The 26,891-nt window shown below is 64.2% G+C and carries 26 protein-coding genes and 1 tRNA gene; 4 read left to right on the top strand and 23 right to left on the bottom strand.

Going from position 1 to position 26,891, the window contains the following annotated elements; genetic code table 11:
* Nucleotides 1-89 precede the first annotated feature (89 nt).
* The 5 genes from fusA to CK944_RS18005 all read right to left on the bottom strand — a co-directional run bounded on the left by fusA (nucleotide 90) and on the right by CK944_RS18005 (nucleotide 5,102).
* On the bottom strand, nucleotides 90-2,213 hold the full coding sequence (fusA, locus tag CK944_RS18025; RefSeq protein WP_103174465.1) for an elongation factor G: 2,124 nt from the start codon (nucleotides 2,211-2,213) through the stop codon (nucleotides 90-92).
* 18 nt (nucleotides 2,214-2,231) lie between these two features.
* Nucleotides 2,232-2,702, bottom strand: coding sequence for a 30S ribosomal protein S7 (gene rpsG, locus CK944_RS18020; RefSeq protein ID WP_103174464.1), 471 nt, complete (start codon nucleotides 2,700-2,702; stop codon nucleotides 2,232-2,234).
* 12 nt (nucleotides 2,703-2,714) lie between these two features.
* Nucleotides 2,715-3,086 carry a 30S ribosomal protein S12 gene (rpsL, locus tag CK944_RS18015; RefSeq protein WP_042252808.1) on the bottom strand — a complete coding sequence of 124 codons (372 nt, stop codon included), beginning with the start codon at nucleotides 3,084-3,086 and terminating at the stop codon, nucleotides 2,715-2,717.
* Nucleotides 3,087-3,321: 235 nt separating this feature from the next.
* Complete coding sequence (locus CK944_RS18010; RefSeq protein WP_103174463.1) at nucleotides 3,322-4,164, bottom strand: glycosyltransferase; 843 nt, start codon at nucleotides 4,162-4,164, stop codon at nucleotides 3,322-3,324.
* Nucleotides 4,164-5,102, bottom strand: coding sequence for a DMT family transporter (locus CK944_RS18005; RefSeq protein ID WP_103174467.1), 939 nt, complete (start codon nucleotides 5,100-5,102; stop codon nucleotides 4,164-4,166). The genes CK944_RS18010 and CK944_RS18005 overlap by 1 nt, the downstream gene beginning before the upstream one ends.
* A 233-nt stretch (nucleotides 5,103-5,335) precedes the next feature.
* On the opposite strand from CK944_RS18005, the gene CK944_RS18000 reads away from it, so the two are divergent.
* Complete coding sequence (locus CK944_RS18000) at nucleotides 5,336-5,839, top strand: AmiS/UreI family transporter (protein ID WP_103174466.1); 504 nt, start codon at nucleotides 5,336-5,338, stop codon at nucleotides 5,837-5,839.
* Between the two features lie 80 nt (nucleotides 5,840-5,919).
* Here CK944_RS18000 and rpoC read toward each other — a convergent pair whose 3' ends face one another.
* The 10 genes from rpoC to CK944_RS17950 all read right to left on the bottom strand — a co-directional run bounded on the left by rpoC (nucleotide 5,920) and on the right by CK944_RS17950 (nucleotide 18,529).
* Entirely contained in the window at nucleotides 5,920-10,152 is a 4,233-nt protein-coding gene (gene rpoC / locus CK944_RS17995) for a DNA-directed RNA polymerase subunit beta' (RefSeq protein ID WP_103174462.1), read from the bottom strand.
* Between the two features lie 91 nt (nucleotides 10,153-10,243).
* The gene (rpoB, locus tag CK944_RS17990) at nucleotides 10,244-14,389 is read right to left on the bottom strand and encodes a DNA-directed RNA polymerase subunit beta (protein ID WP_103174461.1); all 4,146 of its coding nucleotides are present in this window, start codon (nucleotides 14,387-14,389) and stop codon (nucleotides 10,244-10,246) included.
* 231 nt (nucleotides 14,390-14,620) lie between these two features.
* Entirely contained in the window at nucleotides 14,621-14,995 is a 375-nt protein-coding gene (rplL, locus tag CK944_RS17985) for a 50S ribosomal protein L7/L12 (RefSeq protein ID WP_103174460.1), read from the bottom strand.
* A gap of 64 nt (nucleotides 14,996-15,059) precedes the next feature.
* Nucleotides 15,060-15,575, bottom strand: coding sequence for a 50S ribosomal protein L10 (rplJ, locus tag CK944_RS17980; protein ID WP_103174459.1), 516 nt, complete (start codon nucleotides 15,573-15,575; stop codon nucleotides 15,060-15,062).
* Between the two features lie 216 nt (nucleotides 15,576-15,791).
* Nucleotides 15,792-16,490, bottom strand: a complete 699-nt coding sequence (gene rplA, locus CK944_RS17975) for a 50S ribosomal protein L1 (RefSeq protein WP_103174458.1) — start codon at nucleotides 16,488-16,490, stop codon at nucleotides 15,792-15,794.
* A gap of 3 nt (nucleotides 16,491-16,493) precedes the next feature.
* Nucleotides 16,494-16,946 (bottom strand): 50S ribosomal protein L11, encoded by a 453-nt coding sequence (gene rplK, locus CK944_RS17970; protein WP_103174457.1) that lies wholly within the window; start codon nucleotides 16,944-16,946, stop codon nucleotides 16,494-16,496.
* Nucleotides 16,947-17,020: 74 nt separating this feature from the next.
* A complete protein-coding gene (gene nusG / locus CK944_RS17965; protein WP_103174456.1) occupies nucleotides 17,021-17,557 on the bottom strand; it encodes a transcription termination/antitermination protein NusG in 537 nt (178 codons plus the stop codon).
* Between the two features lie 172 nt (nucleotides 17,558-17,729).
* A complete protein-coding gene (secE, locus tag CK944_RS17960) occupies nucleotides 17,730-17,927 on the bottom strand; it encodes a preprotein translocase subunit SecE (protein WP_103174455.1) in 198 nt (65 codons plus the stop codon).
* Nucleotides 17,928-17,948: 21 nt separating this feature from the next.
* On the bottom strand, nucleotides 17,949-18,191 hold the full coding sequence (locus CK944_RS17955) for a hypothetical protein (protein WP_103174454.1): 243 nt from the start codon (nucleotides 18,189-18,191) through the stop codon (nucleotides 17,949-17,951).
* Nucleotides 18,188-18,529 (bottom strand): restriction endonuclease, encoded by a 342-nt coding sequence (locus tag CK944_RS17950; RefSeq protein WP_146038701.1) that lies wholly within the window; start codon nucleotides 18,527-18,529, stop codon nucleotides 18,188-18,190. Before CK944_RS17950 ends, CK944_RS17955 begins: the two co-directional genes overlap by 4 nt.
* A 186-nt stretch (nucleotides 18,530-18,715) precedes the next feature.
* Between CK944_RS17950 and CK944_RS17945 the strand changes: the two genes are divergently transcribed.
* A complete protein-coding gene (locus CK944_RS17945) occupies nucleotides 18,716-19,852 on the top strand; it encodes an HPP family protein (RefSeq protein WP_229665419.1) in 1,137 nt (378 codons plus the stop codon).
* A 12-nt stretch (nucleotides 19,853-19,864) separates the two neighbouring features.
* Here CK944_RS17945 and CK944_RS17940 read toward each other — a convergent pair.
* Nucleotides 19,865-19,940 (bottom strand) — tRNA-Trp (locus tag CK944_RS17940).
* Between the two features lie 54 nt (nucleotides 19,941-19,994).
* Nucleotides 19,995-21,848 carry an ABC transporter ATP-binding protein gene (locus CK944_RS17935; protein ID WP_103174451.1) on the bottom strand — a complete coding sequence of 618 codons (1,854 nt, stop codon included), beginning with the start codon at nucleotides 21,846-21,848 and terminating at the stop codon, nucleotides 19,995-19,997.
* Nucleotides 21,849-21,994: 146 nt separating this feature from the next.
* Between CK944_RS17935 and CK944_RS17930 the strand changes: the two genes are divergently transcribed.
* Nucleotides 21,995-22,498, top strand: coding sequence for a DUF892 family protein (locus tag CK944_RS17930; RefSeq protein WP_103174450.1), 504 nt, complete (start codon nucleotides 21,995-21,997; stop codon nucleotides 22,496-22,498).
* A gap of 40 nt (nucleotides 22,499-22,538) precedes the next feature.
* On the opposite strand, the gene CK944_RS17925 is transcribed toward CK944_RS17930, so the two are convergent.
* The 6 genes from CK944_RS17925 to CK944_RS17900 all read right to left on the bottom strand — a co-directional run bounded on the left by CK944_RS17925 (nucleotide 22,539) and on the right by CK944_RS17900 (nucleotide 26,521).
* On the bottom strand, nucleotides 22,539-22,952 hold the full coding sequence (locus CK944_RS17925; protein WP_103174449.1) for a GFA family protein: 414 nt from the start codon (nucleotides 22,950-22,952) through the stop codon (nucleotides 22,539-22,541).
* Between the two features lie 228 nt (nucleotides 22,953-23,180).
* On the bottom strand, nucleotides 23,181-24,755 hold the full coding sequence (locus CK944_RS17920; RefSeq protein ID WP_103174448.1) for a GMC family oxidoreductase: 1,575 nt from the start codon (nucleotides 24,753-24,755) through the stop codon (nucleotides 23,181-23,183).
* Between the two features lie 13 nt (nucleotides 24,756-24,768).
* The gene (locus CK944_RS17915; RefSeq protein ID WP_103174447.1) at nucleotides 24,769-25,290 is read right to left on the bottom strand and encodes a Twin-arginine translocation pathway signal; all 522 of its coding nucleotides are present in this window, start codon (nucleotides 25,288-25,290) and stop codon (nucleotides 24,769-24,771) included.
* Between the two features lie 55 nt (nucleotides 25,291-25,345).
* Nucleotides 25,346-25,741, bottom strand: a complete 396-nt coding sequence (locus CK944_RS17910; RefSeq protein ID WP_103174446.1) for a VOC family protein — start codon at nucleotides 25,739-25,741, stop codon at nucleotides 25,346-25,348.
* 84 nt (nucleotides 25,742-25,825) lie between these two features.
* The gene (locus tag CK944_RS17905) at nucleotides 25,826-26,119 is read right to left on the bottom strand and encodes a ribbon-helix-helix domain-containing protein (protein ID WP_103174445.1); all 294 of its coding nucleotides are present in this window, start codon (nucleotides 26,117-26,119) and stop codon (nucleotides 25,826-25,828) included.
* 117 nt (nucleotides 26,120-26,236) lie between these two features.
* Nucleotides 26,237-26,521, bottom strand: coding sequence for a type II toxin-antitoxin system death-on-curing family toxin (locus tag CK944_RS17900; protein WP_158248058.1), 285 nt, complete (start codon nucleotides 26,519-26,521; stop codon nucleotides 26,237-26,239).
* Nucleotides 26,522-26,679: 158 nt separating this feature from the next.
* Here CK944_RS17900 and CK944_RS23770 point away from each other — a divergent pair.
* On the top strand, nucleotides 26,680-26,891 hold a 212-nt coding region (locus CK944_RS23770), incomplete at its 3' end, for a hypothetical protein (RefSeq protein WP_205049091.1).

Below are 26,891 nucleotides of genomic sequence, written 5' to 3'. Positions count from 1 at the left end.
CGTTCAAACTTTGCCTTTGCCATAGCGCAGGATTCCTCAATTCATCAATTCAGGGGGATACGGGCGGGACCAAGGCCCCGCCCCGCCGGTCAGGCGTATTTCTTCTGGATCTCGTCCGAGATGTTCTGCGGCACGGCCTCGTAATGGTCGAACTGCATCGTGAACACCGCGCGGCCCGAGGACATCGAGCGCAGGTTGTTGATATAGCCGAACATGTTGGCCAGCGGCACGAAGGCGTCGATGACGTTCGCGTTGCCGCGGCTGTCCTGCCCCCGGACCATGCCGCGACGGCTGGTCAGGTCGCCGATGATCGAACCCGTGTATTCCTCGGGCGTCACCACCTCGACCTTCATGATCGGTTCCAGCAGCTTCGCGCCGGCTTTCCGCAGCCCTTCGCGCATTGCGGCGCGCGAGGCGATCTCGAACGCGAGGACCGAGGAGTCGACGTCGTGGAACGCACCGTCCAGCAGCGCGACCTTGAAGTCGATCACCGGGAAGCCCGCCAGCGGACCCGAGTCCATGACCGACTTGATGCCCTTCTCGACACCCGGGATGTATTCCTTCGGAACCGCGCCGCCGACGATGCGGCTTTCGAAGGAATAACCCTCGCCCGGCTCGGTCGGGGTGATTTCCAGCTTGACGCGCGCGAACTGGCCGGTGCCGCCGGTCTGCTTCTTGTGCGTATAGTCGATCTCGGCCGGCTGGCTGATCGTCTCGCGGTAAGCCACCTGCGGGGCGCCGATATTCGCCTCGACCTTGAACTCGCGCTTCATGCGGTCGACCAGGATGTCGAGGTGAAGTTCGCCCATGCCCTTCATGATGGTCTGGCCCGATTCCAGATCGGTTTCGACGCGGAAGGACGGGTCTTCGGCAGCCAGACGCTGAAGGGCAAGGCCCATCTTTTCCTGGTCGGCCTTCGACTTGGGTTCCACAGCGATCTCGATCACCGGATCCGGGAAGGTCATCGTTTCCAGAACCACCGGCTTGGCGGGATCGCAAAGCGTGTCGCCCGTGGTGGTTTCCTTCAGACCCGCCAGCGCGATGATGTCGCCCGCGAAGGCTTCGTCGATTTCCTCGCGGTTGATGGCGTGCATCATCATCATGCGGCCGACGCGCTCGCGCTTGCCCTTGGTCGCATTCAGCATCTGGTCGCCCTTCTTGAGCTGGCCAGAATAGATCCGCGTAAAGGTCAGCGAGCCCACGAAGGGGTCGTTCATGATCTTGAACGCCAGACCCGAGAAGGGTTGCGCGTCATCGGCCGAACGCTCGATGTTGCGGGTTTCCGTCTCGTCGCCGGGGGCGAAGCCCATCAGCGCCGGCACGTCCAACGGCGAGGGCAGGAAGTCGATGACCGAGTTCAGCAGCGGCTGCACGCCCTTGTTCTTGAAGGCGGAACCGGCGGTGACCGGGAAGAAGGACAGCGACAGCGTGCCCTTGCGGATCAGGCTGCGCAGGGTCGCCTCATCAGGCTCGTTGCCTTCCAGATAGGCTTCCATGGCGGTGTCGTCCTGCTCGACGGCCAGTTCGATCAGGTTCGAACGCCATTCGTCGGCAAGATCCTTCAGTTCGTCACGGATCGGCTGGCGAACCCAGTTGGCGCCAAGGTCTTCACCCTTCCAGACCCATTCTTCCATCTTGATCAGATCGACGATGCCTTCCAGCTTGTCCTCGGCGCCGATCGGCAGGGCGATCGGGCACGGGGTGCCGCCGGTGCGGTCCTTGATCATGCGGACGCAGTTGAAGAAGTCCGCGCCGATCTTGTCCATCTTGTTGACGAAGACGATCCGCGGAACCTTGTAGCGGTCGGCCTGGCGCCACACCGTTTCCGTCTGGGGCTCGACACCGGCGTTGGCGTCCAGAAGGCAGATCGCGCCATCCAGAACGGCCAGCGAACGCTCGACCTCGATGGTGAAGTCAACGTGGCCCGGCGTGTCGATGATGTTGAAGCGGTACTTCGTTTCCGAGGTGCCTTCGGTGGTCGGGTCTTCCTGGCGCTGCCAGAACGTGGTGGTCGCGGCAGACGTGATCGTGATGCCGCGTTCCTGTTCCTGTTCCATCCAGTCCATGGTGGACGCACCCTCGTGGGTTTCGCCCATCTTGTGGTTCTTGCCCGTATAGAAAAGGATGCGTTCGGTCGTGGTCGTCTTGCCGGCATCGATGTGGGCCATGATGCCGAAGTTGCGATAACGCTGAAGCTGATATTCGCGTGCCATGGTCTGGATCCTTTCGCCTTACCAGCGGTAGTGGCTGAACGCCTTGTTGGCGTCGGCCATCTTGTGCGTGTCTTCGCGTTTCTTGACGGCGGTGCCACGGCCGTTCACGGCATCGGCCAGTTCACCGGCAAGGCGTTCTTCCATCGTGTTTTCGTTGCGCTTCTTGGACGCATCGATCAGCCAGCGGATCGCCAGGGCCTCGCGGCGGGTCGGACGGACCTCGACCGGAACCTGGTAGGTGGCACCGCCGACGCGGCGCGAACGCACCTCGACCGAGGGCTTCACATTGTCGAGGGCTTCGTGGAAAACCTCGATCGGCTCGCGCTTCAGGCGCGACTGGACGCGGTCCAGGGCCGAATAGACGATGCGCTCGGCGACGGATTTCTTGCCGTCAACCATCAGGTTGTTCATGAATTTGGTCAGCACGCGATCGCCAAATTTGGCGTCGGGCAGGACTTCGCGCTTTTCAGCGGCGTGACGACGGGACATGGATGTCTCTCCTTACTTCGGACGCTTGGCGCCGTATTTCGAACGACGCTGGCGACGATCCTTGACGCCCTGGGTATCCAGCACACCGCGCAGGATGTGGTAACGGACACCCGGAAGGTCTTTCACGCGGCCGCCGCGGATCAGCACGACGCTGTGTTCCTGCAGGTTGTGCTTTTCGCCCGGGATGTAGGAGATGACCTCGAAGCCATTCGTCAGGCGGACCTTGGCCACCTTGCGCATAGCGGAGTTCGGTTTCTTCGGCGTCGTGGTATAGACGCGCGTGCAGACACCGCGTTTCTGCGGGCAGCCCTGCAGGTGCATCGATTTGGATCGCTGCACACGCGGCTGCCGCGGCTTGCGGATCAGCTGTTGGATCGTCGGCATTCGGTTCCCCGTCTTGCTCTGTCAATACTCGCAGCAAAACCTGCTGCGCCGCTTCTCGACGGCATTCCGCGCGAATCGCGAAATGCCAAACCCTTCCTGCCCCGGATTCCGGGGTGGAGGGAAAAATTCCAGAGGATCGAGGCAGTTAAAGGCCCGGATCGTGACCGCGAAAGGTTCTGGTCCCCGAACGGTTTCCCGGCGGGTGTGCGGCGTATATGGGGAATCGCCGGGGCTGTCAACAAGACCGGCCGGCGCTGTCCTTGCGGGACACGGCCTTGGCGAGGTCGTCCAGAACCGCGCGGTCCAGCCCGAAGCGGCGGGACAATTGGCGGTCCAGGGCGTCGGGCGCGATCTCCCAGGGCAGGCCGGGTCCCATGTCGCCTGAATCGCTGTCGGCATGGATCGACCGGATGAACATCAGCGGCCGCGTGACCGAAACGCACGGCATCCACATCGGCAGCCTGGTATGGTTGAAATGCAGCGCGGTCTTTTCCGCGTCCGGACGCAGGAAGATGGTCAGCGCGACCCCCATGTTATGCGCGATCCGCGGGACGAAGTCGGCGCCCCCTGCCCCGGCGCGCAGCATCAGCCCGCGCGAATGATCCAGCGACAGCCGCCCCTCGGCCTGCCACAGGGCCTGCACCGCCGCGAAGTCCCGTCGCGCCGTGGCGACATAGTCCAGGGCCACCGCATCGTCATCGTCATGGCGGAAATGGCCCACGACATCGGCTTGGGGATCGACATGGGGCGCGATTGCCGCAAGGCAGGCCTCCAGGTGGCGATCCATCGGCGGCACCAGTTCCAGTCGCAGCCAGGGATTGACCCGCGATAGGGCCTGCAGCCCGGACAGATAGGGCTGTGGCAAGTCCGGGCCGGTCATGACGACCAGCGTGAAATCGGGATCCGTCTGGGCCAGCCATCCCGGCAGCGCCAGCGTGGTGAACCACTGCCATCGCCGCGCCAGGCGGTCAGGGTCATACAGGAAGGCCCGTCGCTCCTCGATGCTGGAATGGTCCTTCTGATAGCCGCGCAAGCCCAGATAGGAAAACCGGCACAAGCCCAGCATCTGCACCCGCATCAGCGTGCCCTGCCGATCTGCGCCTCGCGCCAGATGGTATAGATGCCCGCCGCAACCACCAGGCTCGATCCTGCCCAGGTCCACAGGTCGGGCCATTCGCCAAAGACGATCAGCCCCATCAGGATCGCGACCAGCAGCGAGGTATAGCGGAAGGGCGCGACATAGGACATCTCGCCCACCCGCATCGAGGCCACGGCGCTGACATAACCCACCGTCAGAAAGCCGCTGCCCATCAGCAGCAGCAGGATCTGCGACAGGCTGGGCATCACCCAGCCCTGCCACAGGCTGATCACCAGGCCCACCAGCGTCACCCCTGCCGCCGCATAGAAGGCGATCGTTGCCGAGGTGATGTCGCCGCCGAAGTTGCGTGTCGCCAGGTCGCGCAGGGCGACCATTGCCATCGCCCCCACGGCAACGACTGCCCAGGGCCCGAAGACCTCGCCCCCCGGCCGAAGGATCAGAAGAACGCCCCCAAAGCCGGCGATCACCGCGCCCACGCGACGCCAGCCCAGGGTTTCCCCGAAGAACAGCGCGGCCGCCACCATCACCACCAGCGGAAGCGCCTGCATGATCGCGGAAAGATCGCCCATGGCCATGTTCTGCAAGGCATTGAGAAACAGGATGGTCGAGGCGATTTCGCCGAAGGTGCGCACCATCATCGGCCTTCGGGCGCCCTTGCGGATCCGCAGGTGCAGGCCCCCCAGGCGGGGCGCGACTGCCGCGATGAAGGCCATCACGAAGATCCCGCGCAAGGCGATTGCCTGGTAAAGCGGCATGTCCTGGGCCACGAACTTCATCACCGTGTCGTTCAGCCCGAAAGCCACCATGCACAGCGTCATGATCAGCGCGCCATGCAGGTTGTCGCCTGACTGATGCGGCAGCGGCCGGACCGAAGCAGGCCGGACGCGACGGCTGGGAGACAGGATCGGGGTGCGCATGGCGGGATCCACAACAGGAATGTGCTTCCCCGTTAGGCATTGATACCGGGCCGGGCAAGCGAATTTTTGCAGGATACGCAAGCCGATACAGTCGGCTGCGGCGCATCGCATTTTAAACTCCCGCGATATTCTGTCTGGGACAGTTCTGCATAACCCCTGACGCGGCATTGTCCTAAGGCGGGACGGGAACAGGCTGCGCCCATTTGGGGCCGGTCAGATCTTGGGAATTTCGGATGCTGCTTCCACTCTCGCTTCTTTTCGTCGGCGCGGTTCTGACCCTTAACGGGCTGTGGATGATGAACCGCATCTCGGACAGGGAAATCGTGGTCATCAACCTTGCGACGGCATTCATCACCGGAACCGTCGCGGTCCTGACCATGGCCGGTGCCGACACGCCGGGCGCCGTCAAGGGGGCGGCCCTGACATTGCTGTTCAGCCTGACCTATCTGTGGGTGGGGATGAACCGCCTGACAGGCTCGGACGGGCGCGGCCTGGGCTGGTTCAGTCTTTTTGTGGCGATCACGGTTCTGCCCGAGGCCGTGGTCACGCTGCGCCACGCCGGCGATCCGATGACGCTGTGGCTGGGCCTCTGCTGGGCCGGATGGGCGGGGCTGTGGTTTCTCTACTTCCTTTTGCTGGCGCTTGGTCGGCCGCTTGAGAAAACCGCCGCCGCCGCGACCCTGGCCAGCGGCGTGTTCACCGCCTGGATGCCCGCCCTTGCGATGCTCTATGCCTGAAACCCTGGCCTGAACTGCATCCCGGAACGGCAAAAGGCCCGGCATCGCTGCCGGGCCTTTTTCATGTCATGTCGAACCGATCACTCGTCGCGGTTCTCGGGCAGATCGGCCATCACGTCCGATCCGCTGTCCTCGAAGGCCGGCGCGATCAGGGCGGCGGCAGACTCGGCCTCGGCCCGGCGGGCTTCGATCACCTCGTTGTCGCGCTCGGTCGCGATGCGGCGGATGCGGGCGGTGGCCCCGCCCGTGCCCGCCGGGATCAGCCGGCCGACGATGACGTTCTCCTTCAGGCCAAGCAGCTTGTCGCGCTTGCCCTGAACGGCGGCTTCGGTCAGCACGCGGGTCGTTTCCTGGAACGATGCGGCCGAGATGAAGCTGCGGGTCTGCAGGCTGGCCTTGGTGATGCCCAGCAGCACAGGTTCCCCGGTGGCCGGGCGGCCACCCTTGGCTTCGATCTTGGCGTTCTCTTCCTCGAACTCGTCGCGCTCGACATGCTCGCCCTTCAGAAGGGTGGTGTCGCCGCTGTCGGTGATCTCGATCTTCTGCAGCATCTGGCGAACGATCACCTCGATGTGCTTGTCGTTGATCTTCACACCCTGCAGTCGATAGACGTCCTGCACCTCGTCGATCAGATAGTCCGCAAGCGCCTCGATCCCCATGATCCGCAGGATGTCGTGCGGGGCCGGGTTGCCGTCCATGATATAGTCGCCCTTCTGCACGAAGTCGCCTTCCTGCACCGGGATGTGCTTGCCTTTCGGCACCATGTATTCGACGGCATCCACCCCGTCTTCCGACGGCTCGATGGTGATGCGGCGCTTGTTCTTGTAGTCCTTGCCGAAGCGGACATAGCCGTCGATCTCGGCGATGATCGCGTGGTCCTTGGGACGACGGGCCTCGAACAGTTCGGCCACGCGGGGAAGACCCCCGGTGATGTCCTTGGTCCGTGCGCCTTCCCGCGGAATACGCGCCACCACGTCGCCCGCGCGGATTTCCTGCTGGTCCTCGACCGACAGGATCGCGTCCACCGACATCGGATAGCTGATCGGGTTGCCCTGTTCGTTGCGCACCGGTTCGCCGTTCTCATCCATGATGATGATCTCGGGCTTCAGGTCGTTGCCTTTCGGCGCGGAACGCCAATCGGTCACGATCTTCTGCGTCATGCCGGTCGCGTCGTCCGTCTCGTCGCGGACCGAAATCCCCGAGAGAAGGTCGACGAACTTCGTGATGCCCGCCTTTTCGGCGATGATCGGCAGGGTATAGGGATCCCATTCGAACAGCTTGGCGCCGCGGATGACACGCTCGCCTTCCTTCACGAACAGCTTCGAGCCGTAGAACAGCTTGTGGCTGGCGCGCTCCTGCCCCTGGTCGTCCAGGATCAGCAACTGCATGTTGCGCGACATCACGACCTGTTCGCCATTGGCGTTGGCCAGGATGTTTTCGTTGCGGAACTGGACCGTGCCCTCGTGCGAGGCGGCCTGGAACGACTGCTGACCACCCTGGGCAATGCCGCCGATGTGGAAGGTCCGCATCGTCAGCTGGGTGCCCGGTTCGCCGATCGACTGCGCGGCGATGATGCCGACAGCCTCGCCGATGTTGACCAGCGTGCCGCGGGCCAGGTCGCGGCCATAGCACAGCGCGCAGACCCCATCCTCGGATTCGCAGGTCAGGGCCGAACGGATGCGCACGGTCTGCACGCCCGCCGCCTCGATGGCGTCGGCCTTGCGTTCGTCGATCACCTCGTTCGCGCGGACGATGATCTCGTCCTCGCCCGGAACCAGCACGTCCTCGGCCGCGGTGCGGCCCAGCACGCGTTCGGACAGCGGGCTGATGACCTCGCCGTCGTTCACGGCGGCGGATGCCGTGATCGCCTGCTCGGTGCCGCAGTCGTGTTCGCGGATTATGCAGTCCTGCGCCACGTCAACCAGACGACGGGTCAGATAGCCCGAGTTCGCGGTCTTCAACGCGGTATCCGACAGACCCTTCCGGGCGCCGTGGGTCGAGTTGAAGTATTCAAGAACGGTCAGGCCTTCCTTGAAGTTCGAGATAATCGGCGTCTCGATGATCTCGCCCGAAGGCTTGGCCATCAGCCCGCGCATCCCGCCCAGCTGCTTCATCTGGTTGGTCGAACCCCGCGCACCCGAATGCGCCATCATATAGACCGAGTTCGGCTCCATCTCGGCGCCCGTCTCGTCCTTCTTGGTGGCCGAGATGGTGGACATCATGGCGTCGGTGACGCGGTCGTTGCACTTCGACCAGGCATCGACGACCTTGTTGTACTTCTCGCCCTGGGTGATCAGGCCGTCGAGATACTGCTGCTCGAACTCCTTCACCTGCTCCTGGACTTCCTCGACGATGGTCCACTTGTTGTCGGGCACCACCATGTCGTCCTTGCCGAAGCTGATGCCGGCACGGAAGGCCTCGCGGAAGCCCAGGCCCATGATCTGGTCGCAGAAGATCACCGATTCCTTCTGGCCGCAGTAGCGGTAGACGGTGTCGATGACGTGCTGCACGTCCTTCTTGCGCAGCAGGCGGTTGACCAGTTCGAAGGGCGCCTTGGCGTTCATCGGCAAGAGCGCGCCCAGCCGGACTCGGCCTGGCGTGGTTTCATAGCGCTTGACGACCTCGTTGCCGTTCTCGTCGATCTGCTTGATGCGGGCCGTGATCTTGGCATGAAGATGCACCTCGCCTGCGGCAAGGGCGTGCTCGACCTCGTTCACGTTGGCAAAGGCCATGCCTTCGCCCTTCATGCCATCGCGCTGCATCGAGACGTAATACAGGCCCAGAACCATGTCCTGCGACGGCACGATGATCGGCGCGCCGTTGGCGGGCGACAGCACGTTGTTCGTGGACATCATCAGCACGCGCGCTTCCAGTTGCGCTTCCAGCGACAGCGGAACATGCACGGCCATCTGGTCGCCGTCGAAGTCGGCGTTGAAGGCAGAACAGACCAGCGGGTGAAGCTGGATGGCCTTGCCCTCGATCAGGATCGGCTCGAAAGCCTGGATGCCCAGACGGTGCAGCGTGGGCGCGCGGTTCAGCAGAACCGGATGCTCGCGGATCACCTCGTCGAGGATGTCCCAGACCTCGGGACGCTCTTTCTCGACCAGCTTCTTCGCCTGCTTGACGGTGCTGGAAAGCCCCTTCGCCTCAAGCCGCGAATAGATGAACGGCTTGAACAGTTCCAAGGCCATCTTCTTGGGAAGGCCGCACTGGTGCAGCTTCAGTTCTGGACCCGTCACGATGACCGAGCGGCCCGAGAAGTCCACGCGCTTGCCCAGAAGGTTCTGGCGGAAGCGGCCCTGCTTGCCCTTCAGCATGTCGGACAGCGACTTCAGCGGGCGACGGTTGTTCCCGGTGATGACGCGGCCGCGACGGCCGTTGTCGAACAGCGCATCGACCGATTCCTGCAGCATTCGCTTTTCGTTGCGCACGATGATGTCGGGCGCGCGAAGCTCGATCAGGCGCTTCAGGCGGTTGTTGCGGTTGATGACGCGACGATACAGGTCGTTCAGGTCCGAGGTCGCGAAGCGGCCGCCATCCAGCGGAACCAGCGGACGCAGTTCCGGCGGAATGACCGGGATCACGGTCAGCACCATCCATTCCGGGCGGTTGCCGGATTCCAGGAAGCTTTCGACGATCTTCAGGCGCTTGATGATCTTCTTGGGCTTGAGCTCGCCCGTGGCCTCCTTGAGGTCCTCGCGCAATTGGTCGGCGGTCGCCTGCAGGTCGATGTTCGCCAGCATCGCACGGATCGCCTCGGCCCCGATATCCGCCTGGAAGGCGTCGGCGCCATAGTTGTCCTGCGCGTCGAGGAATTCTTCCTCGGTCAGCAACTGGCCATAGGTCAGGTCGGTCAGGCCCGGCTCGATGACGACATAGTTCTCGAAATACAGGATCCGTTCCAGATCGCGCAGCGTCATGTCCAGCATCAGGCCGATGCGGGACGGCAGCGACTTCAGGAACCAGATATGCGCCACCGGGGCGGCCAGTTCGATATGGCCCATGCGCTCGCGCCGGACCTTCTGCAGCGTGACTTCCACGCCGCATTTCTCGCAGACGAGGCCGCGATACTTCATGCGCTTGTACTTGCCGCAAAGGCATTCATAGTCCTTGATCGGACCGAAGATGCGCGCGCAGAACAGACCGTCACGTTCCGGCTTGAACGTGCGATAGTTGATCGTCTCGGGCTTCTTCACCTCGCCATAGGACCAGGCGAGGATTTCCTCGGGCGAGGCCAGCGAGATCTTGATTTCATCGAACTGCCGCGGCGGGGCCAGCGGGTTCAGGGGATTGGTGGCAAGTTCCTGGTTCATTCTTTTTTCCTAATGAAAGGGCGCGGGGGAGAGACGGTGCGTGAGGATCACGCACCCTACGGCATGGTAGGGTGCGTGCTTGCACGCACCGTTACTCGTCCTCCTCCGCATCCAGGAGTTCCATGTTGAGGCCCAGACCCCGGACCTCCTTGACCAGCACGTTGAACGACTCCGGCACGCCGGCCTCGAAGTTGTCGTCGCCCTTGACGATCGACTCATAGACCTTGGTCCGGCCCGCGACGTCGTCCGACTTGACCGTCAGCATCTCCTGCAGGGTATAGGCGGCGCCATAGGCTTCCAGCGCCCAGACCTCCATCTCACCCAGACGCTGGCCACCGAACTGCGCCTTGCCACCCAGCGGCTGCTGCGTGACGAGGCTGTACGGCCCGGTCGAACGCGCGTGCATCTTGTCATCGACAAGGTGGTGCAGCTTCAGGACATACTTCATGCCCACCGTCACCTTGCGCGAGAACTGCTCGCCCGTGCGGCCGTCGAAGACCACGGACTGACCCGAGGTGTCAAAGCCCGCGCGCGTCAGCGCGTCGTTCACGTCCGCCTCTTTCGCGCCGTCGAAGACGGGCGTGGCGATCGGAACGCCGGTGCGGACCGTGTTGGCGTGTTCGACCAGCAGATCGTCATCCATGCCCTCGAAGGTCTCGGCATACATGTCGTCGCCATAGCCGATCTTCATGGCTTCCCGAACCGGGGTCAGATCGCCGTTGCGGCGATAGTCCTCGAGAGCCTCGTCGATCTTGATGCCAAGACCGCGCGATGCCCAACCCATGTGGGTTTCCAGGATCTGGCCGACATTCATGCGCGACGGCACGCCCAGCGGGTTCAGAACCAGATCGACCGGGGTGCCGTCCGCCAGGAACGGCATGTCCTCGATCGGGACGACCTTGGACACGACGCCCTTGTTGCCGTGGCGGCCGGCCATCTTGTCGCCCGCCTGCAGCTTGCGCTTCACGGCGACAAAGACCTTGACCATCTTCATCACGCCCGGCGGCAGGTCGTCGCCCTGACGGACCTTCTCGACCTTGTCCTCGAAGCGGGCCTCGAGGGCCTTCTTCTGGGCGTCATACTGATGGTTCAGCGCCTCGACTTCCTTGGCGGTGTCTTCCTCGCTGACGGCAAGCTGCCACCACTGGCCGCGCGACAGCGTGCCCAGCAGCTCCTCGTTGATCTCGGAATTCGCCTTGACACCTTTCGGCCCCTTCACGGCGGTCTTGCCCAGGATCAGCGACTTCAGGCGCGCATAGATGTTGCGGTCCAGGATCGCCTGTTCGTCGTCCCGGTCGCGGGCCAGACGCTCGACTTCCTCGCGCTCGATCTGCAGGGCGCGTTCGTCCTTATCCACACCGTGACGGTTGAAGACGCGGACTTCCACGATGGTCCCGTAAGCTCCCGGCGGCAGGCGCAGGGACGTGTCGCGCACGTCGGACGCCTTTTCGCCGAAAATGGCGCGCAGAAGCTTTTCTTCCGGCGTCATCGGGCTTTCGCCCTTGGGGGTGATCTTGCCCACCAAAATGTCGCCCGGCCCGACCTCGGCGCCGATATAGACGATGCCGGCCTCGTCGAGGTTGCGCAGGGCTTCCTCGCCGACGTTGGGGATGTCGCGGGTGATTTCTTCCGGCCCCAGCTTCGTGTCACGGGCCGCCACTTCGTATTCGTCGATATGGATCGAGGTGAACACGTCGTCGCGGTGGATCCGCTCGGAGATCAGGATCGAGTCCTCGTAGTTGTAGCCGTTCCAGGGCATGAAGGCCACGACCACGTTGCGGCCGATCGCCAGTTCGCCCTGGTCGGTCGAGGGACCGTCAGCGATGACCTGGCCGCCCACGACCTTTTCGCCCACCTTGACCAGCGGACGCTGGTTGATGGTCGAGGACTGGTTCGAACGCTTGAACTTGCGCAGGCGATAGATGTCCACGCCCGCGTCGCCCGCACCCAGACCTTCGGTCGCGCGCACGACGATACGCTGCGCATCGACCTGGTCGATGACGCCGCCCCGGCGTGCCATGATGGCGGCACCCGAGTCGCGGGCAACGGTCGCTTCCATGCCGGTGCCGACGAACGGCGCCTCGGCCCGCAGCAGCGGAACCGCCTGACGCTGCATGTTGGAACCCATCAGCGCGCGGTTGGCGTCGTCGTTTTCCAGGAACGGAATCAGCGCGGCGGCGACCGACACAAGCTGCTTGGGCGACACGTCGATCAGGTCGATCGCATCGACCGGGTTCAGCGTGAAGTCGCCCGCCTGGCGAGTCGAGATCAGTTCATCGACGAACCGACCGTCGGCGTCCAGCGTCGCGTTGGCCTGGGCCACCGTGTGACGCATCTCCTCGGTCGCGGACATGTACACGACCTCGTCGGTCACCTGACCGTCGATCACCTTGCGGTAGGGCGTCTCGATGAAGCCGTACTTGTTGACGCGGGCGAAGGTCGCAAGGCTGTTGATCAGGCCGATGTTCTGGCCTTCCGGCGTCTCGATCGGGCACATCCGGCCGTAATGGGTCGGGTGAACGTCGCGCACCTCGAAGCCCGCGCGTTCGCGCGTCAGACCGCCCGGCCCGAGGGCCGACAGGCGACGCTTGTGCGTCACTTCGGACAAGGGGTTGGTCTGGTCCATGAACTGCGACAGCTGGCTGCTGCCGAAGAATTCACGAACCGCCGCCGCCGCCGGTTTCGCGTTGATCAGGTCCTGCGGCATGACGGTGTCGATCTCGACGCCCGACATGCGCTCGCGGATGGCACGCTCCATGCGCAGCAGGCCGACACGGTACTGGTTCTCCATCAGCTCGCCCACCGAACGGACCCGGCGGTTGCCGAGATGGTCGATGTCGTCGATCTCGCCCTTGCCGTCGCGCAGTTCCACGAGGCCGCGAACGCAGGCCACGATATCTTCGGGGCGCAGGGTCCGCTGGGTGTCCGGCGCGTCCAGATCCAGGCGCATGTTCATCTTGACCCGGCCCACGGCGGACAGGTCATAGCGTTCGCTGTCGAAGAACAGGCTGTTGAACAGCGTCTGCGCGGCTTCGACGGTGGGCGGCTCGCCCGGGCGCATGACGCGATAGATGTCCATCAGCGCGCCTTCGCGGCTCATGTTCTTGTCGGCGGCCATGGTGTTGCGGATATAGGGACCGACATTGACATGGTCGATGTCCAGCACCGGGATCTCGGTGATGCCATTGTCCAGCAGCACCTTGAGCAGACCGCCATTCAGGTCGCCGTCGCGGTTGTATTCGGCCGTGATCTCGTCACCCGCCTCGGCATAGATGAAGCCGGTGGTGTCGTTGACGATGTCCTTGGCGACGAAGCGGCCGATGATGCGTTCGAACGGAACCAGCAGGTTCAGCGCATCGCCGGATTCCTGCAGTTTCTTGACCAGGCGCGGTGTGACCTTGTCGCCGGCCTTGGTGATGACCTCGCCGGTGTCGGCGTTGACCAGGTCATAGGACGGACGGGTGCCGCGCACGCGTTCGGGGAAGAAGCGCGTGACCCAGCCCTGCGACCGGCCCTCGCGGCGCAGGGTATAGTCCACGGTTTCATAGAAGGCGTCCATGATGCCTTCCTGGTCCATGCCCAAGGCATAGAGCAGCGTCGTCACGGGCAGCTTGCGGCGGCGGTCGATGCGCGCGAAGACCAGGTCCTTGGCGTCGAATTCGAAGTCCAGCCACGACCCGCGATAGGGAATGATCCGGCAGGCGAACAGCAGCTTGCCCGAGGAATGGGTCTTGCCGCGGTCGTGGTCGAAGAACACGCCGGGGCTGCGGTGCATCTGGGACACGACCACGCGCTCGGTCCCGTTCACGATGAACGTGCCATTCTGGGTCATCAAGGGCATGTCGCCCATGAAGACGTCCTGTTCCTTGATGTCCTTGACCGATTTTCCGCCGGTGTTTTCATCGACATCGAACACGATCAGGCGCAGCGTCACCTTCAGCGGCGCGGCATAGGTCATGTCGCGCTGCTGGCATTCGTCCACGTCGTATTTCGGCCGTTCCAATTCGTACTTCACGAATTCCAGCGTCGCGGTCTCGTTGAAATCCTTGATCGGGAAGACCGACTGGAAAACGCCCTGGATGCCTTCGCCGTCGTGATGGCCGGTGCCCTCACCCGAGTTCAGGAACAGGTCGTAGGAGGATTTCTGAACCTCGATCAGGTTCGGCATCTCCAGCACTTCGCGGATGTTGCCGTAATAGCGCCGGATACGCTTCTGGCCGACATAGGATTGCGCCATGGGGTCTTGTCACCTTTCGTCTTCGCGCGCGGTCCTGGTCGGGGCACCCAGGACACGGGCCTACGAATGCAGGGGGTAAGGTTCCATTCGTGCCGTGCGTCCCACCGCCCGGCTCCCGAACCTTGAACATGCCCTGAAGGAATGTCTGACCCAGACCGCCCTTCAAGACAGGTTCGGCAGGGACCGGGAAATCCCGGACCCTGCCCTTTTCCGATCAGCCAGAAAGGCCGATTACTTCAGCTCGACCTTGGCGCCAGCCGCTTCGAGCTTCTTCTTCATTTCCTCGGCGTCGGCTTTGGAAGCGCCTTCCTTCACCTTGCCACCGGCTTCCACCAGGTCCTTGGCTTCTTTCAGGCCCAGGCCGGTGATGCCGCGCACTTCCTTGATCACGTTGATCTTGTTGGCGCCGGCGTCGACCAGGACGACGTCGAATTCGGTCTTCTCTTCGGCGGCTTCAGCCGGGCCAGCGGCCGGGCCAGCCATCATGACGGCGCCACCGGCAGCCGGCTCGATGCCGTATTCGTCCTTCAGGATGGTTTTCAGTTCCTGAGCCTGCAGCAGGGTCAGGCCAACGATTTGTTCGGCGAGTTGTTTCAGATCAGCCATTTTTCCGTTCTTTCAGTTAGTGTTCCAACGTCGGGTTTTCAACCACACGCAGGGAGAGGGTTGCTTACGCAGCCTCACGTTCCTCGAGGGTCGTGAGGATGCTCGCGATGTTGCTTGCAGGCGCGCCAATGGCACCGGCGATGTTCGAGGCAGGCGCACCGAGGCAGGACACGATCTGAGCGATCAGCTCTTCACGCGACGGCATCGAGGCGACGGCTTTCACACCGGCCGGATCCAGGGCCGAGTCACCCATAGCACCGCCCAGGATCACGAAACGATCGTTGTCCTTGGCATACTTGTCGGCGATCCGCGCGGCAGCGGTCGGATCCTCCGAATAGGTGATCACGGTCATGCCCGTCAGGTAGTCGGCGATGCTTGCGCAAGGCTTACCTTCCAGGGCGATCTTGGCGAGCTTGTTCTTGGCAACGCGAACCGAACCACCCGCTTCGCGCATGCGCGCGCGGAGGTCCTGCATATGTGCAACCGTCATCCCCTCGTAGTGGGCAACCACCACGACGCCAGAGCTTTCAAAGATCTGGCCGAGTTCTTCGACCACCTGTTCTTTTTGTGCTCTATCCACGGTTTCACTCCAAGTTGGGGGTTTCCCCCCGGCTCTCACTTTTCCTGCCCGAAGGCAGGTCGGGTCCGCTAGGGCAAGATCACCCGAAGGAATCCTTCGGAAAAATGCTTCCCCATCTCAGGAAGGACATTAAGCCAGGTTACCCCGGCACCCTCCGTCTCGGACAGGACGGGGCGGCTTTCGCCCCGCCATTCCCAGCCCGCAGGCTGGCAATTCTCAGTTGGCCGTCGCCGAGGCCACGTCCACCGACACGCCCGGCCCCATGGTCGAGCTGATCGAGACCTTCTTCATGTAGGTCCCTTTCGCGCCCGAGGGCTTGGCCCGGCTGACCGCGTCCACGAAGGCGCGCAGGTTCTGGGCCAGCTTGTCGTTGTCGAAGGACACCTTGCCGATGCCAGCATGGACGACGCCCGCCTTTTCGGCCTTGAACTGGACCTCGCCGCCCTTGGCGGCTTCCACGGCGGCCTTCACGTCAACCGTCACGGTGCCGACCTTGGGGTTCGGCATCAGGTTGCGGGGGCCGAGGATCTTGCCCAGGCGGCCGACCAGCGGCATCATGTCCGGCGTCGCGATGCAGCGGTCGAACTCGATCTTGCCGGACTGGATCGTCTCCATCAGGTCCTCGGCGCCGACGATGTCAGCACCGGCGGCCTTGGCTTCGTCAGCCTTGGGACCGCGGGCGAAGACGGCGACGCGGACGTCCTTGCCGGTGCCGGCGGGCAGCGTCACGACGCCGCGGACCATCTGGTCGGCGTGGCGCGGATCGACGCCCAGGTTCAGCGCGATCTCGACCGTTTCGTCGAACTTGGCGGACGCGGCGCCCTTGACCAGGGTGATCGCGTCCTCGACCGTCAGGTTGACCTTGCCTTCAAACTGGGCACGGGCGGCGGCTTTTTTCTTGGAAATCTTCGCCATGGCTTAGCCTTTCACCTCGATACCGATCGACTTGGCCGAGCCGAGGATGATCTTCATCGCCTGATCGACGTCATTGGCCGATAGGTCCTTCATCTTGGCTTCGGCGATCTCGCGCACCTGCTTGACGGTCACGGTGCCGGCGACCGCACGGCCCGGCTTGTCCGAACCCTTGGCGCGGTTGCGCTTGCCGACCGGCTTCAGGCCAGCGGCCTTCTTCAGCAGGAAGGACGCGGGGGGCGTCTTCGTTTCGAAGCTGAACGACTTGTCGGCGTAATAGGTGATCACGACGGGAACGGGGGCGCCCTGTTCCATTTCCTGGGTCTTGGCGTTGAATTCCTTGCAGAACGCCATGATGTTGATGCCGCGCTGACCCAGGGCCGGGCCGACGGGGGGCGACGGGTTGGCTTGGCCCGCCTTGATTTGCAGCTTGAGGCTGCCGACAACTTTCTTGGCCATAGGGCCTTCTCCTTTTCATCACGCCTGCGGTGCAGGCCGACTTAGCGGTGCGGCATCCAGCCTCCCGCAGACGATCACGAGGCTTTCGACACCTGCGTGAATTCCAGTTCGACCGGCGTGGGCCGGCCAAAGATCGACACCGTGACCTTCAGGCGGGACGATATCTCGTCCACCTCCTCGACCATGCCCGAGAAGCCGTCGAACGGCCCGTCGGTCACGTTGACCTTTTCGCCGATCTCGAAGCGGATCAGGTTGCGCGGGGCCGCAGCCTCGCCCGTTCCGCTGCGGTTCAGCATCGCGTTCACTTCGTCGTCGCGCATCGGCTGGGGCTTGCCCTGCGCGCCCAGGAAGCCCGTGACCCGGTTGATCGAGTTCACCAGGTGATAGGTGCGGTCCGACATCTCCATGTGGACCAGCACATAGCCGGGCATGAAGCGGCGTTCGGACGTGACCTTCTTGCCGCGGCGGATTTCGATCACTTCCTCCGTCGGGACCAGAACCTCGTCGATCTGCTCCTCCAAGCCCTTTTCAGCGACGGCCTGGCGGATCGCATCGGCGACCTTCTTTTCGAAGTTCGACAGGACGCTGACCGAATACCAACGCTTTGCCATGTTCGATCAAACCCCTGTTCGTCAGAAGGGAATCACCTGGACGGCCCCGGCAAACCCTTGAATTCCATTGCTTCCGCCAAATTGAAAGCGGCGCGCAACCCCATTCGATGCACGCCGTCTTGCCGGACAGTTCGGGGCAGATACCCCCCTTGGCCGGAAAATGCAAGCCCGATCAGTTGCTGATCAGCCGCAGCCCTTCGGTGATCCCGAAGCGGATCGCCAGGTCCACCAGCGAGAAGAAGATGCTGAAGATCGCGGCCAGGATCAGCACCATGATGGTCGTCGTGACCACCTCGCGCCGGGTGGGCCAGGTGATCTTGGCGGCCTCGGCGCGGACCTGGTTGATGAACTGGACGGGATTGGTGGCCACGGGCAGGCTCCTTCGCGGAAATCAGTGGCCCATGTAGCCGCGACCGGGTTCCGATTCAAGCCTGCCTTGCAGATCCGGCCCGAACTGCCGGGCCGCATCCACCTCTCGCGCGGGCTTGCGGAAGACATCGGTGCCGGCCAGCGGGATCTTCACCGCACGTTCGCGCAAGGTCATCGCCTTCTCGACCGTGACGATCTGGATGCGCGGCACGGGATCGAAGCCGTCAAGCGCGGACTGCCCCGCACCCGCCGCGTCGGCCTTCATGGGGCGATCGGTTCATGCAGGGTGAGGAAGACGCCGATGTCGGCCTTTTCGCGGTCGATCACGGCGCGGAGTTGGTCGATGTGGTTGCGCTGCCAGTCCTTGCCGCCCTCGACGCTGACAAGGGCCACGTTCGTCTTGCCGAAGGGCAGCCGACCGTCGATGCCGCCGTCAGCGCTCTTCTTGCCTGTCGGCCAAGCCTGCGCGTCGATCCGGCTGACGGCCCATTTCTCGAATTCCTTCTTGGTGGCGTCATCGCGGGCGAACATGCCTTGGACCAGGGTCAGATCCTGCGGCGTACCGTGGACGGTGTAGGCGACGAAGTATCTTTTTCGCCGCATCCGTCTGTTGATGCGTTTCGGGAAGTATATCCATCCTTCCGCATCCATTTCCTTCATGCGCAACGCAATGCCCACCCGCCGCAAGCCGCCGGGGCCGCCCCTGAAGGTCGCATTAGCCGCACCCATGCCTTGCAGGCGTCGCGCCTTGTTCCTATGGCTCGGTGCGGCAGAAGGAAGGGGCCAGAGTTGCGGATCCTTGTTGACCGGGCGGGACATTCCCGCCTTCGCGCGCTTGGCCCGTCCACGGCCGCCGTTCCCGCGACCGAGGCGCTGCGCGCGGGCATCGGCGCGCTGATCGGGCTGGCGGCTGCCGCGGGGCTGGCCTTCACCATCGCACCGGACCTGTGGCTGGGGATCTATCTGATCGCGCCGTTCGGGGCCACCTCGGTCCTGATCTTCGCGGCGCCGAACAGCCCCTTGGCGCAGCCTTGGCCCGCCGTGGTGGGAAACACCCTGTCGGCCCTTGTCGCGCTGCTGGTCTGCCGCGTGGCCGAGGATCCGTTGATCGCGGTGCCGGTTTCGGTCGGGACGGCGATCATGGCGATGGCGCTGTGCCGGGCGACGCATCCGCCGGGGGGCGCGGTGGCCATGACGGTCGCCATCGGCGCGGACCGGATCGCGCCCCTGGGCCTGGGCTTCGCCTTCATGCCCGTGGCGGTCGGCACCGCGCTGCTGGTGGGGATCGCGGTGATCTATGCCCATGCGACCGGCCGGCGCTATCCCTTCCGCCAGTTCGGAGAGCCGAACCCCAGCGGCACCGCCGACCCCCCTCCGCCCGAGCGCCTGGGCCTGACCGAGGACGAGCTGTCGCGGATCCTGGTCCGCTATAACCAGTCGCTGAACCTGGGGGTCGAGGATCTGGCCCGCCTGCTGGCCGCGGCCGAGATGCAGGCCGCCAGTCACCGCACCAAGGCGCAGACGGCGGGCGACATCATGTCGCGCGATCTGGTCACGGTGGCGCCCGACACCCCCATGCTTGAGATCGCGGCCCTGTTCTCGCGCCACGGCTTCACGTCGCTGCCCGTGGTCGGCCCCGAGGGACGTTACCTGGGGGTGATCTTCCAGTTGCACCTGATCGCCCGCGCCCATGCGCGCTTCCGCCCCGACGGCCGGCTGTCGCGGGTCGGACACGACCTGCGCGCCGCCGACGTGATGGGGGACCGGCTTCCGACGGCCCGGCCCGACACGCCCATCGCCGCGCTGCTGCCGCCCCTGGCGTCCAGCGATACCGACGCCGTCCCGGTGCTGGAAGGCGACCGGATCGTCGGCATCGTCACGCGCACCGACCTGGTCGCGGCGTTGGCGCGCGAAAGCCTGCGATGATGTCGGAAGGACTGGCAGGGGTTGGGGGACTCGAACCCACGACCCTCGGTTTTGGAGACCGATGCTCTACCAACTGAGCTAAACCCCTGCAGTGAGCGTCTGATAGGATCTGGCGCGGGTGCCGTCAAGCGGGGAAACGCGCCTAGCCCTCCACATCCTCCGCCAGGAAGCCGCCCGACTGCCGCGCCCACAGGCGCGCGTAAAGGCCGCCCCGTGCCAGCAGGTCGGCATGGCTGCCCTGTTCGATGATGCGGCCGCCGTCCATCACGATCAGCCGGTCCATGGCGGCGATGGTGGACAGGCGGTGGGCGATGGCGATCACCGTCTTGCCCGCCATAAGCACGTCCAGGCGGGACTGGATCGCGGCCTCGGCCTCGCTGTCGAGCGCGCTTGTCGCCTCGTCCAGGATCAGGATCGGCGCGTCCTTCAGCGCGACGCGGGCAATGGCGATGCGCTGGCGCTGCCCGCCCGACAGCTTGACCCCGCGTTCGCCGACATGGGCGTCAAGCCCGCGCCGGCCCTGGCTGTCCGATAGCAGGGGCACGAAGTCCTGCGCCTCGGCCATGCGCAGGGCGGCGGCGATTTCGTCATCGGTGGCATCGGGGCGGCCATAGGCGATGTTGTCGCGCACGGACCGGTGCAGAAGCGAACTGTCCTGCGTCACCACGCCGATCGCCGCGCGCAGGCTGTCCTGCGTGACCTTCGACACATCCTGCCCGTCGATGGCGATGCGGCCGCCCTCGATATCGTGAAAGCGCAGCAGCAGGTTGATCAGCGTCGATTTTCCTGCGCCCGACCGGCCGACCAGGCCCACCCGTTCGCCCGGCGCGACATGCAGGGTCAGGTCGTCCAGGACCGCCATGGGCCGCGCGCCCTCGATCCCGCGATAGCGGAAGGTGACATTGTCAAAGGTCACCGCGCCGGGTCCGCGCAGCAGGGGCCGCGCGCCGGGGGCGTCGCGCACCTCGCGCGGCAGGGCAAGGCTGGAGATGCCGTCGCGGACCGTGCCGATGTTTTCGAACAGGGCGGCGAATTCCCACATGATCCAATGGGCCATGTTGTTCAGCCGCAGCGCCAGCGGAACGGCCACGGCCACCGCGCCCACCTCGACCACCCCATTGGTCCACAACCACAACCCTACCCCCGCGACCGAGGCGACCAGGACCACGTTCATCGTGTTCAGCGCGATGTCCTGGATGCTGGACAGGCGCATCTGCGCGTAAACGGTGCGCAGGAAGGCATCCATCCCCTCGCGCATCCAACCCTCCTCTCGCGAGGAATGAGAGAACAGCTTGACCGTGGCGATGTTGGTATAGCTGTCCACGACGCGGCCCGTCATCTGCGCCCGTGCATCCGCTTGTTCCTGCGCCACCCGGCCCAGGCGCGGCACGATTTGCCACAGCATGATCCCATAGGCCGCGGCCCAGGCCAGGAAGGGCAAGGCCAGCCGCCAGTCCTGGCTGGCCGCGAGGATCAGCGCGCCCAGGAAATAGATCACAACATAGCTGCCCACATCCATGGCCTTCATCGCCACCTCGCGCACGGCAAGCGCCGTCTGCATCAGCCGTTGCGCGATGCGGCCCGCGAATTCGTCCTGGAAATAGCCGACCGACTGGCGCAGCAGGTAACGATGCGCGCGCCAGCGGATGCGCTGCGGGAAATTGCCCATCAGACCCTGGTACAGCACCAGGGACGCCAGCAGGTGCAGAACGGGCAGCACCACCAGCAGAACCACGGCCATGAAGACCAGCCGACCGCCTTGGGCAGCCCAGAACTGGTCGCGCGGCACCTGCGCCAACTGGTCGATCAGCTCGCCCAGCCAGCCGAACAGCACGACCTCGATGATGGCGATCAGGGCCGAACTGACGCCGACCAGCAGCAGCCAGGGAATGGCGCCCTGGCTGTAATACAGGACGAACCGGACCAGCGACCGGGGCGGCATGTCCGGGGTCTCGGTCGGGTAAGGGTCGATGCGTCGTTCGAACCACGAAAACATGGTATCACCGGAATGTCGTGAAGGGGGCCGGGCAAGGGTGCGTTTGCTGGACCCATCCGCGCCGCATGTCAAGCGGGCCGCTGGAACGATGCGACAGGCCGCACGTTGCAAGGGTGAAAAGGCCTGCCACCTGAGAGGACAGCATCATGGCGATCAAGAACCTGAACGATCTTTACCTGCACCAGTTGAAAGACCTCTATTCCGCCTGCAAGCAATCCATGGCCATCGTCACGGAAATGGGCCGCGTGGCGAAGTCGCGCGAACTGTCCGAGGCGCTGATCGCCGGGAACCAGGGCATCGCCCGCGGGATGGAGACCCTGGCAAGCATCTGCAGCAGGCACGATACCGACCCCACCGGTGAACATTGCCGGGGAATGGAGGGCCTGGTGGCCGAGGCCCGCAAGCACGCGATCGAGACCGATTTCGGCGACGAGGATACCCAGGACGCCGCCATCATCACCCAGTATCAGCGCCTGACCCATTACGCCATCGCGGGCTATGGCTGCGTGCGGACCTTCGCGAACCGCCTGGGCCATGACAACGACGGCGCCGCCCTGCAGGAATGCCTGGACAGCACGCGCGAGGGCGACGAACACATGACCCGCATCGCCGAGGGCGGGGTCAACCAGGCGGCCGTGGACGGGCAATAAGGCGGCCCGGTCCGGGCGCGGGGCGGTCGCAGACCAGGCGTCACAGATGCCGCGTCTCGGCGGCCTGGTTCCACCAGTCGTCATGCGCGCCATCCGCATGAAAGACCGGGGCGGCGATCAGTTCCGCCTCGGGGACATCGTCCAGGGCGGGGACGAAGAGCATCGTGAAGGCGCCGCCCAGTTCGGCCAGGTTGCCCCGCGTCCACAGCCGCGCCCCGCAGCGCCCGCAGAAGACGTGGCGCATGTCCACCCCGTCACCCTGCATTCGCGGCGTTTCCGCAAGCGCGTCCTGCCCGCGCAGCACGCGCAGCCCCCCGGCATCGGGCAGCCGCATTTCCCAATAGCGCATCTTCCGGCAAAAGCGGCAGTTGCACCGCATCGTCCCATCCGCCAGGTCGCCGTCCGCCTCAAAGGCGACCGCGCCGCAGAAACAGCTTCCGCGATAGGTTTTCATCGCCCCTTCCCCCGTTTGCAGCAAACAGGCGCGATGCCCGGTTCCAGGATGCAGGCGGCATTGGGACCGGGTGTCAAAATGACGGGGGCGGACGCGGCAGCATGAAGCAGCCGCGTCGGGTCGCGTCCAGAGATAAGGACAGGGTTGATCATGGCGGAACCTCCTGCCTGGCAGCATGGGCCACCGGCCCTGACAGATCCTGTCAGGTGCCGCAGGAGGCCGCCGGGATCAGACGTTGCCCGCCGCCATTTCCTTGGCGATGTGGTCCGCCTGCCGGATCGCCAGGGCCACGATGGTCAGCGTCGGGTTTTCCGCCGCGCCGGTCGTGAACTGGCTGCCATCCGACACGAACAGGTTCGGCACGTCATGCGCCCGCCCGTTGCGGTTCACCACGCCATCCTCGGGGCGTTCCGACATGCGGTTGGTGCCCAGGTTGTGGGTCGAGGGATATGGCGGCGTCGGCAGCGTCCGCGTCGCCCCCACCGCCTTGTAGATCGCCTGCCCCTGCTTGTAGGCATGGTTGCGCATGGCGATGTCGTTGGGGTGGTCGCTGAAGTTGACGTTGGCGACCTTCAGGCCGAACTTGTCCTCGGTCTCGGATAGGGTGACGCGGTTCTCGGCCTGGGGCATGTCCTCGCCCACGATCCACATGCCGGCCATGTTGGCATAGCTGTCAAGCGCGGTGGTGAATTCGCGCCCCCAGCCGCCCGGATCCAGGAAGGCCGCCATGAAGGGCAGGCCCAGCGACAGGGTCTCAAGCTCATAGCCGCCGACGAAGCCGCGCGACGGGTCATGCCTGGCCTCGTCGCGGATGATGCCCGCCATGGTCGTGCCGCGCCACATCTTCACCGGCTGCTCGAATGTGGCATAGACCGATCCGGTGGTGTGGCGCATGTAGTTGCGCCCGACCTGGCCCGAACTGTTGGCCAAGCCGTCCGGGAACATGCTGCTGTGCGAATTCAGCAGCAGGCGCGGGCTTTCGAAGCTGTTGCCCGCCACCGCGACGACCCGCGCCTTCTGCATCTGCAGGTTGCCGTCCTTGTCGAAATACTCGACCCCCGTCACCTTGCCGCTGTCGTCATGCAGGATGCGCGCGACATGGGCGTGGTCGCGCACCTCGAGGTTGCCGGTCGCCTCGCCGCGCGGAATGTCGGTATAGGCGCTGGACCACTTGGCGCCCCATTTGCAGCCCTGGAAGCAGAAGCCGGTCTGCTGGCAGGCCATCCGGCCGTCATAATCGGCGCTGTTGATCGCCATGTTGCCGGTATGGACGTCCTTGTAGCCAAGCGCCAGCGCGCCCTTTTCAAAGACCTTGTAGTTGTTGCTGCCCGGCAGGCGCGCGCGCCCGCCGACCCCGGTCACGCCCAGCTTGGCCTCGGCCTTGTCGTACCAGGGGGCCATCTCGGCCGCGTCCAGGGGCCAGTCCAGCAGATTTGCCCCCTCGACCGCGCCATAGGCGGACAGCGCCTTCCATTCGTGGTCCTGGAACCGCAGGGATGCGCCCGCCCAATGGACGCTTGTCCCGCCCACGGCCTTGACGATCCAGGCGGGCAAGCCGCTGAAGTCCTTGGCCACGCGCCAGTCGCCGCTGGTCGTACGCGGGTCGGTCCAGGCAAGCTGGCCGAAGCTTTCCCATTCGTCGTTGATGTAATCCTCGGGCATGTAGCGCCCGCCTGCTTCCAGGGCCACGACCTTGACGCCCTTCTGCGCCAGTTCGTTGGCCAGCACCCCGCCGCCCGCGCCGGTGCCCACGATGACGACCACGCTGTCGTCGGTCAGTTCGAATTTCGCTGCCGTTGCCATGGTGGCTGTCCCCCTACAACCAGTCGATGTCGTCAAAGCCACGGTCGATGTAACCGCCATGCGAGAAGGACTCGCCCTCATAGCCGAAGATCGGCCAGATATCCTTCTGGTTATAAAGGCCCGTCACCAGCCCGCCCCGGATGGTCTGGAAGAAGGGCGTGTCCTGGATCGACCGGAGGATCGCGACCCGGTCATCTTCCCACCCGGCGGCAAGGTAGTTGTCGAAACCGGCCTTCTTCGCGGCCTCGTCCAGGGCGGCGATGCCTTCGGCCACCATGTCCTTCTGCTCGGTCACGTCATAGGACTTGATCGCCACCGCATACAACCGGTCCCCCACCCGGTCATGGGGATAGATGTCGCGCGCCATCTGCAAAAGCGTCGCCATCTCGTGTTCGCTGATCGCCGTCACTTCGACGGCCCAGGCGGCGTCGGGTGCCGCGATGAAGCCCGGTCCTGCCACGGCCAGCGCCCCGGCCGCCACCGCGCGCGACAGAAGCGCGCGCCGGGTCAGCCCCTGCTTGTTCAATCGGGTCATGTTCTCTCCTCCCCCCTTGTCTGCGCGCCTGGGTCTCCCCTTCCCTTCGGGCACGCTATTTGTAGCGGCCGCCCCGCTGGATCACCTCGATCTGATAGCCATCGGGATCGGCAATGAAGAAGAACCGCGCGATCACCTCGCCGCCGGGGGCGAAATCGACCAGCTTGCGCGGCGCGAAGCCTTCGGATTCCAGCCGGGCGTGCAGGGCATCCACGTCGTCCACGGTAAAGGCGATGTGCCCATAGCCGTCGCCCAGGGCATAGGGTTCGGTCCTGCCCTTGTTGACGGTCAGTTCCAGTTCCGTCTCGCTTTCGCCATTCGCCAGATAGACCAGCGTGAAGTCCGGGAAATCCAGGCGCTCGGCGACCTTCAGCCCAAAGCAGCGGTCATAGAAATCGACCGAGCGCGCCTCGTCCAGCACGCGGATCATGGAATGGACATATTTCGCCATGGGGTTCCCTTCTTGTCTTCCTGGGAACCAGTCTAGGACGGGCCGAATCCGGCCGGGTAGTAACGGATTACTACAATGCCGCTTTTATTCGGCGGCGATGGCGGTGGGGGCGATGTGCTGATCCTCGCCCAGGTGGATCGTGCAGGCGCAGCGCAGAAGCGAGGTGAAGTTCCGCGCCTCGCCATGCAGTTCCAGCACCTCGGCGTGCAGCTTGGAAATGAAGGCGGGGGTCGTCACGCCCTGCCGGGCGGCGATGTCGTCCAGGATGCGCCAGAACGCCCGTTCCAGCCGGATCGAGGTCGATTGCCCGTTCAGGCGCAGCCGGCGGGTGACGGTTTCATAGCGGTCGGGGTGCTGCCCCGCGAAGATCTGGCACATGGGCTTGATCCGGCAATTCCAACAGCGCGATCCTGCGGCAAGGCAGGCGGCGGGTCAATGCAAGCTTTGGGTAGCCGCTTGCAGACATGAAAATCACCCTATCGAGTTTGGCCCATCCTAGTCTTGCCGCCATATCCGTGCTTGGAACCAATCCACAAGATCGGCAAAAGACAAATCGCCAGATGCTGTAGCAACGACCAGATCATCGATGGGTTCATCATCTGGAATTGCAAGCATGAAACCGCTCCGCGCGACCAATAGCTCTACGAGAAGCCAAGCTGTACGTTTATTGGCATCCACGAATCCATGATTTCCAACCATGCTCTGCAGCAAGGCTGCCGACTTTCGAGAGATGCTGCGATGATAGCCGGAATATGGTCGTGCCAAAGCAGATTGGATCAAGTGCAGGCTACTGATCCCTGGCCTGCCGCCATACCGCAATGCCTCATCATGTGCGGCTATGGCATCGGCAAGGGTGACCCGGTAATGCGACCTAGCGATCTGCCAGCCTCTGAAGTGCCGCGCTTCGCCGCTGCGAACTTTCCTGGATCGTGTAGAAGGTGGCTTTGGTGATCTTGCTCACGCTGCCTTTTTCAGTTCGCACCTCAGAGAAACGACCAGTGGTGGCATCCCTTGAGACCCAACCTCCCTTCACGGGCTGGACGACTTTCCGCCCTTTCGGCATGATAATTCCCCCTGCAACCCTTTCCTCCAAGATCGCGCAGGCGGCACTGCAATTCAAGTCTACAGAAAAAGCCCGCCCCTTTCGGGA

Source organism: Paracoccus sp. SY (genome assembly GCF_002901215.1).
Taxonomy (GTDB): Bacteria; Pseudomonadota; Alphaproteobacteria; order Rhodobacterales; family Rhodobacteraceae; genus Paracoccus; species Paracoccus acridae.
The sequence above is the reverse complement of the archived record's forward strand: the minus strand, read 5'-3'. Positions and strand labels throughout refer to the sequence as shown.